The organism is Caballeronia udeis (genome assembly GCF_001544555.2).
GTDB lineage: Bacteria > Pseudomonadota > Gammaproteobacteria > Burkholderiales > Burkholderiaceae > Caballeronia > Caballeronia udeis.
Map to the genome: position 1 here is coordinate 1 of NZ_FCOK02000025.1, position 12,253 is coordinate 12,253.

Annotated in this window: 11 protein-coding genes; 8 read left to right on the forward strand and 3 right to left on the reverse strand. The window is 55.2% G+C overall.

The genetic code is table 11. The features are described from left to right. Nucleotides 1-910: 910 nt before the first annotated feature. The gene (locus AWB69_RS18795) at nucleotides 911-1,786 is read right to left on the reverse strand and encodes a hypothetical protein (RefSeq protein WP_062087418.1); all 876 of its coding nucleotides are present in this window, start codon (nucleotides 1,784-1,786) and stop codon (nucleotides 911-913) included. 65 nt (nucleotides 1,787-1,851) lie between these two features. On the opposite strand from AWB69_RS18795, the gene AWB69_RS18800 reads away from it, so the two are divergent. Next, entirely contained in the window at nucleotides 1,852-2,187 is a 336-nt protein-coding gene (locus tag AWB69_RS18800) for a hypothetical protein (protein WP_062087419.1), read from the forward strand. Nucleotides 2,188-2,664: 477 nt separating this feature from the next. On the opposite strand, the gene AWB69_RS18805 is transcribed toward AWB69_RS18800, so the two are convergent. Next, nucleotides 2,665-3,660, reverse strand: coding sequence for a hypothetical protein (locus AWB69_RS18805; protein ID WP_156528894.1), 996 nt, complete (start codon nucleotides 3,658-3,660; stop codon nucleotides 2,665-2,667). Nucleotides 3,661-3,932: 272 nt separating this feature from the next. Here AWB69_RS18805 and AWB69_RS18810 point away from each other — a divergent pair, with 272 nt between their 5' ends. The 7 genes from AWB69_RS18810 to AWB69_RS48725 all read left to right on the forward strand — a co-directional run bounded on the left by AWB69_RS18810 (nucleotide 3,933) and on the right by AWB69_RS48725 (nucleotide 11,681). Further along, a complete protein-coding gene (locus AWB69_RS18810) occupies nucleotides 3,933-4,163 on the forward strand; it encodes a hypothetical protein (RefSeq protein WP_062087422.1) in 231 nt (76 codons plus the stop codon). Between the two features lie 206 nt (nucleotides 4,164-4,369). Next, a complete protein-coding gene (locus AWB69_RS47805; protein ID WP_156528895.1) occupies nucleotides 4,370-4,660 on the forward strand; it encodes a hypothetical protein in 291 nt (96 codons plus the stop codon). Nucleotides 4,661-4,852: 192 nt separating this feature from the next. Next, nucleotides 4,853-6,367 (forward strand): beta strand repeat-containing protein, encoded by a 1,515-nt coding sequence (locus AWB69_RS18815; protein WP_062087424.1) that lies wholly within the window; start codon nucleotides 4,853-4,855, stop codon nucleotides 6,365-6,367. Between the two features lie 216 nt (nucleotides 6,368-6,583). Then, nucleotides 6,584-7,981 (forward strand): hypothetical protein, encoded by a 1,398-nt coding sequence (locus tag AWB69_RS18820; RefSeq protein ID WP_156528896.1) that lies wholly within the window; start codon nucleotides 6,584-6,586, stop codon nucleotides 7,979-7,981. Further along, nucleotides 7,981-10,317 carry a glucosaminidase domain-containing protein gene (locus tag AWB69_RS18825; RefSeq protein ID WP_075643944.1) on the forward strand — a complete coding sequence of 779 codons (2,337 nt, stop codon included), beginning with the start codon at nucleotides 7,981-7,983 and terminating at the stop codon, nucleotides 10,315-10,317. The genes AWB69_RS18820 and AWB69_RS18825 overlap by 1 nt, the downstream gene beginning before the upstream one ends. Before the next feature lie 282 nt (nucleotides 10,318-10,599). After that, complete coding sequence (locus AWB69_RS18830; RefSeq protein ID WP_156528897.1) at nucleotides 10,600-11,190, forward strand: HNH endonuclease; 591 nt, start codon at nucleotides 10,600-10,602, stop codon at nucleotides 11,188-11,190. A gap of 23 nt (nucleotides 11,191-11,213) precedes the next feature. Next, nucleotides 11,214-11,681 (forward strand): DUF5710 domain-containing protein, encoded by a 468-nt coding sequence (locus AWB69_RS48725; RefSeq protein ID WP_062087431.1) that lies wholly within the window; start codon nucleotides 11,214-11,216, stop codon nucleotides 11,679-11,681. An 84-nt stretch (nucleotides 11,682-11,765) separates the two neighbouring features. Here the strand turns inward: AWB69_RS48725 and AWB69_RS49495 are convergent, their stop codons facing one another. Further along, nucleotides 11,766-12,236, reverse strand: a complete 471-nt coding sequence (locus AWB69_RS49495) for a zinc ribbon domain-containing protein (RefSeq protein ID WP_062087433.1) — start codon at nucleotides 12,234-12,236, stop codon at nucleotides 11,766-11,768. Nucleotides 12,237-12,253 lie beyond the last annotated feature (17 nt).

The window sequence follows — 12,253 nt, forward strand, 5'->3', positions numbered from 1 at the left end:
CTTCTTGAGCTCCAGTAGCGTGAACACGGTACTTTGCTGATGCTGCTTCAAGACGTTCAACTCCCACCTCCAAGGCTGGCCAAGGAGGTAAAAATAACGTCCTGCTACACGGCGCGATTAGCGGCTACAGCTTGCTTATCTCAGACCGGAAGGTGGAGGAGTTTGAAGCGACCACACCCGGAGGAGTTTGGGTGACCGCCCGGGCATAACGTTCGTTTAGTATGAGTTCAAGTGTAGCTTGTGCCCAGAAAATGGCAAGGCAAATCGATAATCATATTCGTCAAGAGTGCGCCGCCCTTCCCTTGTCAGTGGGCTATCACAGCAAGGCTGGACGGTCGGGGTTCGCACAAATTTTGGGCAGGATCGAGCATTCGTCTTTTCCGACTCGGCGGACTTCTTGGGCTCTCAGGGGATTCCACAAAGAGGACCCAGAAACGCAGCGGTACCGGTACCCGTGTGTCTGGCTATCCATCATCTCCACCAGAAATTTTTCTGGGATATTCCAAAGAGACCATGCATAAAATGCATGCTTCGGCGATAGATCAACGCAGGAACACGAAGAGTCGAATCCTAAAAATTTTTTTGGACTGTATAGGCTGGCTAACAAAGGCGATAACGGGACAGTCATCGAAGCGTTATGGCAATGGACAAATCCAGTTTGGATACGCCTGATTAACCAACTCAGGTTCGTGGCGTTCCTGCTTGTAAAATTCGAATGACTGAGTGCGCACGAGATGAAGCGCGAGGGCCTTATTGGTATTCGTTTGCTGCGCGAGTTCCTGCCTGACTTTTTCATAGGTTGGGTACATGATTTCCCCCAAGTAAACGAAGAGTACCCTTGGTTCGAAAACTCAAGGGCACCCATTTACCGCATTCTACCGTTGTCGCTTGGGCGGCAATGCGCGACGGTCTAAAGCTTGACTGCGTGGTTCCCATCCTTCTGAAGAGTTTCCACGAAATAAGGCCCAATGATCCGCCCGGTCCCACTCGAATCGAGTGTATTTTTGACAGCTTCAGCGCTGCCGTACTCTTCCGGACGTAGCAGGTTGGGCGACAACCGCCAATCGATGAATCCGGCCTGATCAACGAAGGCAGTTTGATCAACGCCATCAAAGCGGTAGACAATCGCATACCTAACGTTGTCGTTATAAACCCGATCATTGAACGTAGCGGTATGCGTGGTAACGAGCGTGTTGTTACTGCGTTTAGCGAAGCTAAACTGACTGGGCGGTGCGCCGTGCTTGCACTTCACCATTTTCGAAGCGGTGGATAGAAATATGTCGATTTTATGCAACTCTATCCCTGGGCTCCATTCGAATGGTCGGTTTCCAACATAATAGTTGGACACTTCCGGTATTTCGACGTTGACTGCTTCATACGCTTTCAAAATGAGCGGCGGATCGAAATCTTTGAGAGGAAGCACCATTCCATCAAATACTGCATGGGCTTTGAAAACCGCGAGCGAACGATCTTTCATGTTCATTATCGTCAAACGACTAATGCTCGATGCCGCGTGACGCCTGCTGCTCCAGGTCGGTTGCACTACGATCCGATACCCTATCTTCGTCCAGGCGAAGTACAGCGTGAAAGGGATTGCTACCAAGCCAAGATTGCGAAGAATATCGACGGCCGTCATGAAGCCCCCCGGTTTGTCAGATCGTTTTTTGTGGAGTTGCATATTGCCACGGCGGACAGTCTGCGCGAAGGCAAAACGCGTTGCGGAAATCCAGCTTGGATTCGCCGCATTGGTCAGTTCAGGTTGCCACAGCGTCCACCACCGCCGCATCGTCCATCAAGCGAATGTCATAAACTGAGATCGGTTAAATCATTTCCGATCTGAGGAGCACAAAAATGCCGCTCTCCGCTAATGCAGGCGTCACAGTTCCAACGTTCCAATCGGACGAAGTGAAGCATCGCCAAAAGATTTCCGAATGGGCCAAAGAGGTTAATCAAGGCCACATCAAGAATGTCGGCAATGTCACGCTGGCGGCTTCCACGTCAACCACGTTTGTGTCGGATGCACGAGTAGGTGCGCAGAGCTTCGTTAAGTTGATGCCAATGACGGCGAACGCGCTCTCGGCTATCCCTACCGTGTACGTTTCCTCGACGGGACGAGAAAACTTCACGTTGACGCACGGTAACAGCGCATCTACCGACAAGACATTTCGCTATTGCGTGCTTGGATAGCATCCAGTTAGACCACCGAAAATTCTCCGGATTCCGTGTAAATCGGGCTGCCGTGCCGTTTCTGGCCTTTATACGGCGCTACCACTCATTCAGTGACCCAAGCCCGCCAGATGCTGAATTTTTGCTTAGATCGCCCTTTCGCTTGGAGCGACGGGCTGACTCATATGCAGCGAAGTGAATCAGTGTCGACCTATTGCAGACTGCACACTACGGTTGCAGTCTGAAGGGCGGGCCGCTCAAGGCCCCGCCAGTTGGGATGATTGATGGAACGGCGGTTCCTTTCGCTGGAGATGCTTTTGAACCGTTCCGCCTGCGTCGCTCCGCTCGTCGGCGTAACAACCCACTTTGTGGCGCTCGGCGCTCTCGCGACCGACGCCAGGAGAGGAAAAATCGACAGCAGCTCAGCAGTAAAGCGTTCGCTTAAAAACACCTTAATAAAAGCATCTAATACCACTAGTCCCACCATTCGCCAAACCTTTACCCATCAAGGCTCTGAGGAAGCCACTCCGGAACCGTGCCGCGTCCCGCACGCCGCCGTTTTCGGAACCCGTTTTCGGTTAATTGGTTAGTGATTGCCTTGCGTGCTCCCTTGATTCCTTGCGCTTGCATCTCTGCCACAGTGCGCCATTTGCCGTCTGAGAACAGTTCTAGAAGGGCCTGCCGATTCGCATACTGAATCTTCCGCGCTCGTGTTTGTCCGCCTCTCGACATCTGCTCAGGGCTGTATTCCTTTGGTGAAACCGCTTGCAGCTTGGACGGCTTCCTTTCCAGAATCACGCCGTCATCGTCGCAAAGGATTCCAGGTGAAAAGCAGAAGATCGGGCGACGGTGTGTCCACATGAACACATTCGAGAATCTTGGATCCGGCGCTGGAAGGACACCCATGTCGTCAGCCATGGATTCGAGGCTGTGATCCCCGCTAAGTTGAGTCGTGTTTGCCCCGAATCGCAACGGATGGGGAATAACGTCACCGATCCCGCCGACCAACCGGCACGGCGCAAGCGCCCGCATTAGGCCAGTGGCGACCTGATACAAGAACTGTCTCGGGGCTAAGCGGTCATTTTTCCGCGTCCAAACCGGCTCTGTTAGCTTCCAGCGCAGATAGACGCCAGCGCGTTCGATGCTCACCATGCTTGGAATCGGTACGCCAGCGCGCCGCCACGCCCGTTCTGTTGCGCAACCTATCGACGGCACTCGCAGCACGTTTGCGAGGTGATCTTCCCCGACCAGCACGACAAGATCATGTTGCCGAAACCCTTGATGAGCGGGATAGAAGACATGCGGTGACCAAAAGTCCAAATAATTGGACCCCGCCAATCGATTGGATACAAATTTCGACGTAATGCCCTGATCTTCAGGCCCAATTTCCCTAAAACCATCGAAAATCTGCACTACGGGCTGATCGATTTGTGCTATATTCATCGCTAATGACTCACTTATCCGTGATTCATTGATGTAATGCAGGGTTCGCATCCCTGTTGTCGTACAGCATCACTCCAAGAGCCGCCCGAGAAATCCGGCGGCTTTCTTTTTTGTCCTTCCATCGACGATCTATTCCGCCGATGTCGAGAATGATACGCTTGCGCTTCGTAACATGAAGTCGATTTTTGCGCGTCCAAGGTATTCGTGTCATTCCTATGTGCATTAAATGCATGCACAGAGAATTTTTCACCAATTCTCTCTAAAGTAGACTTGATTTCTCACTCTGGGCGAGTATTCTGATGCCTATCACTTGGAGTTGGGAAATGCCCAATAAGACGGAAGCGGTACGTGATTGGCTTCAGAACGCGGCGTATGGGGATCGCACCGCGATTGCCCGTTCTGCGGGTATTTTGCCTTTAACTGCGCTACGTGTTTGTCATGGGCAAACGACTCCACGCCAAGCGATGATTGAGAAATTCGAGAAAGCGGCACTAATCAGACGGCAAGCACTCCTTGAGGAATTATTGTTGGTAGAGCGTGTGCTTATGAAGTAAATGCGGCAACGAATAGGCATTAAATCCTTCGTGACGGGGATGTAATAGAATGGCATTGAGCTAATCGACGTGACGTTGATTTAAGTCTCAAACTTCAATCTGCCTTGGTGGCGGTAGTGGCACGGAGAAAACCGATAAATTGCGGCTGCGTTTTTGCGGCTGGATTTGTCGGTTTTTTTATTTGTTCATTTCGGATAGGTGATGAAATGACCGGTGATGAGCTTTACACGCGATTGTTGACTGAGCCAGCCTGTCTCTATTACTTGGGCGGCATGGTCGGTGCATGTGTTCGTGGCCCTAGCCCGGAGTCGGCTAACCAGTTTAACGAATCGTTCACAGAGCTTCATAAGCGCTTGCCGCACGAAGTTATGCTCGCTATCGATGAACAGATTCCCGGCTTGATCACAGACATGCGCTCGCGTATCGATTCTGGCGAGTTGACGTTGGCCGATCTGGAACGCTCCGCCCAAGGCGGAAGCGAAGGTTCATTGAATTAGTTTTAACAGTTGAACGCCGACTCGTGATGAGCGGCCATCTTATGAGTTTGTAACGGAAGCGAAGACGGCCTGATGCCGTCATCGTCTCGCCCGGCGACCCATTCAATTTAAAAATTGAGGGGGTGTGCTGTGAGCGGAGGGGGAACGAATACAGTCCAATCAAGCCAGCCGAACGATATTGTCGCTGGACATTTGGGCGACCTCTATAACGGTTCACAGGTACTTGCTAACACTGGCGGACCCAGCATCAACACGGGCCAAGTCAGCCCATTCAATGCCAACCAGCAAGCGGCGCTCACCACACTGGCGAATATCGGTGCGGGTAACTCATACGGCAATCTCACGGACGCCCAGGCGAATGCGCTGGGCACGTCCTATAACCTGTCCAACGGAACGACCAACGGCCAGATGACCTTGCAGGGCATCGCCAACGGTTCGAACGCTGGTACCCAGGCGCTCTGGGCACAGGGTCAAGCCAACGGCACACCCGGCAACTCGATTCTCTCGACGCTCGCGCAGGGCGGCGGCGTAGGCAATACGCTGCTTCAGCAAATCCTCTACGGCCAGGGCGCGGGGATGCAAGGATTGGGTTCGATCCTCAACGGTTCGAACGCTGGCATCCAGGGCTTGCAGGGCATCGTCAATGGATCGACGCCAGCCACCCAGGCATTGACCGGCATCGCTAACGGTTCGAATGCGGCCGATCAGTATTTGCAAAGCACGCTGAACCCGAACTATACGAACGTCGCAAGCAATCCGAACCTTCAGGCAGCAATGAAGGCGGCGGACTACAACACGACGTTGAACTATACGAACGCCGTTGCTCCGTCCTTGGCGTCGCAGTTCTCGGCAGCAGGACGTTTCGGATCGGGAGCACAGGTGCAAGCCGGTGGCCTTGCGCAAAACGCATTGGCAACGCAACTCGCCAACACCAACTCCGGGCTGGCGAATCAGGACTATATGCAAATGCTCGGCCAGCAAAGTGCCAATGCTGGCACGCTGGGCGGATTGCAATCAGGAGCCGCCAGTGCGCTGGGCGGACTCCAGTCCGGTGCGGCGGCGAACATCGGTCAGTTGCAGGGCACGGCGGCACAGAACTACACGGCCAACCAAGCGACGGCCGGGAACGACCTCAACGCCAACCAGACCGCAGCATCGAACGATCTCAATAGCTCGATGTACAACGCCAACAATGCGCTGGTCAATGCGCAGACCCAGGCAGGCGGCGCGCTGACCAACAGCCAGTTGGCCGGACAGAGCGCATTGCAGACCGCAGCCCTCCAGGGCGCGAACAATGCGAACCTTCAGTTCGGTGCGGGTTCGACGCAGCAGCAACAGAGCCAAGCGCAGTTGACGTCGCTGATTAATCAGTTGAACCAGAATGCAATGCAGCCGTACAACGACATGAATTGGCTTTCATCGATCTTGAGCGGTACGGCGAATATCGGTACCTCCGGTCAGAGCACAACCGGCTCTACCATCAATCCGTACACGACTGCGATCGGCGGCACGGGCGCTTTGTATCAAAGCGGCGCGCTGGGTGGCTTGTCTAGTTTGTTGGGCGGCGGCAGTACCGCAGGCGCATTCGGTACGCCGCTGTTCACGGCGGCAGTAGGGAGCACGGCAGCAGATACGGGCGGCATGTCTGCGTTGATGGGTCTCGGTGGCTTTATGGCCGATGCCGCACCTATGGCAATGGCAGCATAAGGAACGATCATGGCTGAGCAAATACCCGATCCAATGGACCCCAACCCGCTTAACGCAGGCAGTAACGCTAGCGGGATTGACTTCAATAGCTTAGCAAACAATCCGATGTTGACCACGTTTTTGTCGATGATCGGTTCTAACCAGAATCCGGCCGCTGCATTTTCTGGTGGACTTCAAAATGCACTACAAGCCCGTCAAGCTAACAACCAGAACCAAATGCAGCAACTACAGTTAGCGCAGTTGAAGGCGCGGCAGAACTTCAATCCTATGCAGTACCTTTTGTCTCAGCAAGCGGCCCAACAGCCGCAGCAAGCGGCAGGCCCCGCAACGCAAGCGGCGCTGGCAGGCCAGCAAGGGGCGAGCAACGCCCAGCAGATTGCAGGCAACACGACGACCCCGTATCAAGCCCCTCCGGGTGCGATCGGCAACGTCGATATGGCCGGGTTGCTCTCGGGCGCGGCCAAGGCCGGGATGTCTCCGGAGGAAGCCCAACAGATGGCAGGCGTCATTGACCCGATGACCGCCATTCGCATGAAGCTGATGTCGCAACCGGCCGTCTCAGTCGCGCCGGGTGCATCGCTCGTCTCTCCCGGACTCGCTCAGATTCAGGCGATGCAGAACCCCCAAGGCGGTGGCGCGGGAGGTGCGCAACCTGCTGCTGGGAACGCTGGCGCTGGGCAACCGAGTGTTCTGGGTGCGCCCGGTGCACAACCCGGTGCGCTCTTCACCAACACCAACTTGCCGCCCGATTCGCAAGCAGCGCAGGTGATGAATCTGACTCGCGCTCGCGACATGTACGCACCCAATGGTCCCACTCCCGATCCAGCTAAATTTGCGTCTTTGGATGCCGCGTTGACCAAGGCAACCGGTGCGCAGGAACAATCGCTCGCGCAGCAGAAGCAAAACATCGAAAATGTGAAGACGTATGGCGATCCGGCCTTGTATGAACCCTACGCTCAAGCCGTTGCCAAAGGACAAATGCCCCCGCCATCGAACCGCACTCAGACGCCAGCCACGCAGGCTTTTCAAGCTCGTGTGCTTCAGATCAATCCGAATTACGACGCAAAGGACTACGAAGCCAAGCAACAGGCGGTCAACTCGTTTGCGTCTGGACCTCACGGCGATATCCTCCGTTCACAAGCCGTTGCCATTAACCACCTTGGGCAACTAAATACGCTGGTGGACGCACTGGGGAACGGCAACATGCCTATCGTCAATCAGGTCGCGAATGAATGGGCTAAGCAAAACGGCGGCACTGCCCCTACGAACTTCGACGCCGCTAAGCCTATCGTTACGGACGAAGTGATGAAAGCCGTGCTTGGCGCGGGCGGCGCTTTGGGCGATCGCGATACGGCCCAGAAAGCACTCGATAGCGCGTTGACCACACCTCAATTGAAAGGTGTTCTCAACCAGTACACGGGATTGTTATACGGTCAGCGCCAAGGGCTTGCACAACAGTATCAAACGGCAACAGGCCGGACCGATTTCGAGTCTCGATTCCCGATAATCGGAAGTAGCTCGCAGGCTCAAACGCCTAGCGCTGCGAATCCCGCATCTAACTTTTCGCAAGCTGACAGACTGGCGGAAGCACGTCGCCGGGGGTTGATCAAATAATGGCTGATGATCTTGCGCAAGTCTCGAATGCTGATCTCCTAAGCAGCTTGCCGCCTTCGCCGCAAGTGTTCGCGGCTCTGTACGCGCCTGTCGCTCAACAAGTGGGACAGAAAATCGGTGTCGATCCTCAGTTGCTGCTAGGCCAGTGGGGGCACGAATCCGGCTGGGGCGCGCACATCATTCCCGGCACGAACAATCTTGGCAACATCAAGGACCCAAACGGCAAGGGACCAACGGCCACTGACAACGCCAACGGCTCGAAGGATTCATACGCGGCTTATAACACGCCGCAAGACTTTGGAAATGCGTACGCCAGTCTTATCCAGAGTAGATATCCCGGTGCGGTAGGTGCAGGGAGCGATGTAAGTAAATTCACGAAAGGATTGGCCAGGTACGCTGAAGACCCTAGTTATGCATTGCGAATTGCAGCGGCGGCTAAGTCGGTTCCTACGGGAGCCGTAAGTAATGCTCCTGCTCAACCTGCTATTGGACAGGTTTCTGATGCCGATCTGATGTCCTCTTTGAATCCTACCGCTTCTGCTGGAAACGCGCCGCCCACTGCTTCCACATCTACACCTGCTCAATCCAGTCTAGGACAAGTTTCGGATGCCGATCTAATGGCATCTTTGAATCTTCCGGTTCCACCGAAAGGCGGCGTGCCGTCAACGGTTTCAACGGCTGCGTCATTGTCGCCCGGTGAAACGGACGTTACTGGACAGCCTGCACCTCCTCTTACAGACAGGCAGAAAGCAGCGGGAGCCGTCCAAGAGGCATTGGAAGGCGGTCCATTGAATCAATTCACGCACGGCATTGCCAGCGGTGCAGCCAATCTTGTCGGCGGTGCAGGTCAGCTAATCGCGCACGGTGTGGGATCGGCGCTTGATTATTTCAATCCGCCCAAGCAAAACTTGGCTGGGTTGATTACAGGCCAGCAACCCCAAAGCTTGGGGCAAAAAATCGCTGGCGCTGGCGATACTGCGGCTCAGTTCCTTAACCAGGACACGCCCAACTCCGTTGCCGGACAAGTCGGACGGATGGTTGGAGCAGCGGCATTGCCACTGCCTGGGAATGGATTGGTGAGCGGCGCAGCAGGTGGCGCGGCTATGGGCGTTGCGCAGCCCGTGCTTAACAACCCGACACAGAACTATTGGACGCAGAAGGCGATTCAAGCGGGTACCGGCGCGGCCGTAGGCGGCGCGGCCGGTGCACTCGGAAAAGTGATTGGTGGCGCTAACGTCAGCCCGGAAGCACGCGCCTTGATGGATCAGGGCGTAACGCTTACCCCCGGTCAGGCATTGGGTGGTTTGGCGAAGTCCACTGAAAGCAAGCTAACGAGCGTCCCGGTTGTGGGTGATGCGGTCAAATCGGCCCAAAACAATGCCATTGATCAATTCAATCGCGTGATGTATCAAAACGCGCTTGCGCCAATTGGTCAAACACTGCCAAAAGCGGTAAAGACGGGTTCAGAAGGTATCGACCATGTTGCTACCCAAATCGGGAACGTCTATCAGGCCATCGAACCCCAAGTGACATTTGCGCCGCGTGGTCAGTTCCTTCAGGACTTGAACAGCATTCGTGCCGATCTCGCGCAGAACTCCCCTGCTTCGCTCGATCAATTCGACAGCATTGTCCAAAACCAAATCGAGAATAAGCTTCAGGGCACTCAGGGCAATGGCTATCTTACCGGTGCTCAGTGGGGCAACACCCGATCCGCAATCAACGGGATTGCTCGTAATCAGCGAACCGGAAATGCAACCCCTGATAATCGCATGCTTGCCGATGCTCTCGGCGATTTGAACGAGGCGATTAACAACCAAGTTTTCCGCAATAGTCCTCCTACTGTTCAACCTCAATTGCAGCAGGCTAACTCCGCATGGGCGCGCTATAAGCAGATCGAATCGGCGGCGGGTGGCACGGGTGCGAGCAATAACGGCAACGTCTTTACGCCTGCCCAATTGACGGCCGCGATTCGTCGGGGATCAACTGCATATCAGAAGGCCACAAACAGCGGATTGAATGCAGATGTGGCCCAGTCTGCTCAGCAAGTCCTTGGCGGCGGTTATCCCGACTCAGGAACGGCAGGTCGTAGCGCCTTGATAGGGATTCCCGTGATGATGGGGGAACTGGCGAGCCACGGCCATCCTGCGATGGCTGCCGGTGCCGGGGCGGGCTTGTTGGGGGGAACGGCAGCTTACGGAACTCAGGCAGGCCGTGCGGCCATGCTCGCGTTGCTAGCGAGAAGGCCCGATTTGTTGCAGCAAATTGGCGGTGGGATGGGCGCGCTCGCTCCGCAAGTGGGAGCGGCGGCCGTCAATGGGCAGAATCTCGGGAAATAGGATTGGCTCGTTGGGTGTGACCGTAGGGGCGTCGGTAGTCACATCTGGCATCTTGCGCGTCCATTTCTCTTTGACGTTGCTCGTTGATCTTCCGCTGATTTTCATTTAGAAAATAGGAAGCAACGAACCATACAAGAAGTATCCAGAATACGAGCATGTCACCCTCATACGAAAAGTAGTCCTAACCGAACTATAGTTCAAAGGATGACATGCTGTTAGTTATACGTTCACATCGCGGCCAGTAGAGCAGCGAGGGTATTAAGCAGGTCCTTCAAGGAACACGTGAAACAGACCGCGCCAAGGCATCAGACCTTGGCCGGATGTGTCACTTTTCCTTGGGGTGGTGCGATGAAGCGAGATGCGGAATTCCGCGAGGTTTCTATTAGAGAGTTGCGGCGCGTGCTGGACTATGACCCGAAGACGGGCGTACTGCGATGGAAAGTCAGGCTTTGCCGAAGCGTTCCAATCGGAAGCGTTGCTGGGTGTATTGACCCGACAACGGGTTACCTTCGAATCGGCGTATTCGGAACCGTCATTTACGCACATCGCATCGCGTGGGCACTGCACTACGGTTACTGGCCGTCCACGCTTTTGGACCACCGCGACCGGCGTAGAACAAATAACCAAATCAAAAATCTCCGGCTAGCGACCACCTCGCAAAATCAGGCCAACGCGAACCGGTCGCCAAACGGCTCAGGATATCGCGGGGTCTTCCGGGCGCAGGGCTGCAAAAAATGGTTCGCAGCCATTCAGCGGAACGGCAAGCGCCATCATCTCGGCATGTTCACTGATCCCGGTAAAGCATCTGAGGCTTATCAACAGGCGGCGCGAGAACTGCACGGCGAATTCGCATTCGAGGGGGTGCAGCGATGAGCCGCCCTTCCCTGAAGCGCGCCATGTCTGAGGCCAACGAACTTGCTAGCGCATGGAACAATCGAGAAAGCCTTTACGCTGCACCGTCCATCGTGGAGCGGCGCATTGCTGAACAGTTTGACGGGAAGATTCGCCGCGTGCGCATCAAGCTGGACGTTCCTTACAGCCAGAAAGACGAGGCAAAGGCGCTCGGTGCAAGGTGGGACCCCGTAGAGCGCACATGGTATGCGTACACGCTCACGGACGCTCTGCGCCGCTGGCAGCACAAAGGGGACGCCGAGTATCAGGACGTGCCCGACAAGGCCACGAGCAAGCCAGCCGGAAGGCGCGGCAGGCATACTGGCAGGGTCAAGGCCGTTGCGAAACCGGGCGCGGGTGCAATCTCCCGTTTCGAGCAACACCAAAAGCCGTGCGTCACGGTAGGAGAACAATACGTCGATGATGGCAAGACGTATGACTATCCGCCGTGGGAAGAACGGCCCAAGCAATAGGCCGAGATCGGAGATTTTTGCTCGCTGTGCAGTGGCATCAGGAGCGCCACTTCGCTTGCCTCTGGATAACTCGTCGATGAGCGGTTATCGATACCCATCTACAGCAGCAATCGCCTGCGCGGGATTGTCAAAACTGCTGGTCTTCCATTTGACACCATCCGAGCTATAAATCAACTTGTCGCCCCTGTAGCTATAGACGCCGTAGCCGCCGCCGTGATCGTGCACGAGAGTCCAAGGAAGTTGCGTGACTTCCAGCTTCTTCGGTATTGAAGCCGGATCAAACTCGTAGTTGCAGAAGCGACAGGCCAATGCCGCAACCTTCACCTTTTCCGCGCAACGCGGACACACCTTTGTTACATCGGGAGATGCTTCGCGGATAGCGGCTAGCTCCGCATCGGTCGGCAGCTTAGAGCAGCATGCGATCGCAACCGTGGCGAAGATTCCGAATAGCGCACCTAGTGCCGCCCATCCTCCCGCGCTTCTGTTCTTCGAACTGGCGATCAACGCGGTGATGATGATGAAAAACAGCCATCCAACGATAAAGACGAAAAACATGACGTGTTCCTAGTCGG

What these genes read in the sequence shown, in the direction of transcription:
- AWB69_RS18795 (WP_062087418.1), bottom strand. Translation starts at nt 1,786, where the DNA reads ATGCGGCGGTGGTGGACGCTGTGGCAACCTGAACTGACCAATGCGGCG.
- AWB69_RS18800 (WP_062087419.1), top strand. Translation starts at nt 1,852, where the DNA reads ATGCCGCTCTCCGCTAATGCAGGCGTCACAGTTCCAACGTTCCAATCG.
- AWB69_RS18805 (WP_156528894.1), bottom strand. Translation starts at nt 3,660, where the DNA reads ATGCGAACCCTGCATTACATCAATGAATCACGGATAAGTGAGTCATTA.
- AWB69_RS18810 (WP_062087422.1), top strand. Translation starts at nt 3,933, where the DNA reads ATGCCCAATAAGACGGAAGCGGTACGTGATTGGCTTCAGAACGCGGCG.
- AWB69_RS47805 (WP_156528895.1), top strand. Translation starts at nt 4,370, where the DNA reads ATGACCGGTGATGAGCTTTACACGCGATTGTTGACTGAGCCAGCCTGT.
- AWB69_RS18820 (WP_156528896.1), top strand. Translation starts at nt 6,584, where the DNA reads ATGCAGCAACTACAGTTAGCGCAGTTGAAGGCGCGGCAGAACTTCAAT.
- AWB69_RS18825 (WP_075643944.1), top strand. Translation starts at nt 7,981, where the DNA reads ATGGCTGATGATCTTGCGCAAGTCTCGAATGCTGATCTCCTAAGCAGC.
- AWB69_RS48725 (WP_062087431.1), top strand. Translation starts at nt 11,214, where the DNA reads ATGTCTGAGGCCAACGAACTTGCTAGCGCATGGAACAATCGAGAAAGC.
- AWB69_RS49495 (WP_062087433.1), bottom strand. Translation starts at nt 12,236, where the DNA reads ATGTTTTTCGTCTTTATCGTTGGATGGCTGTTTTTCATCATCATCACC.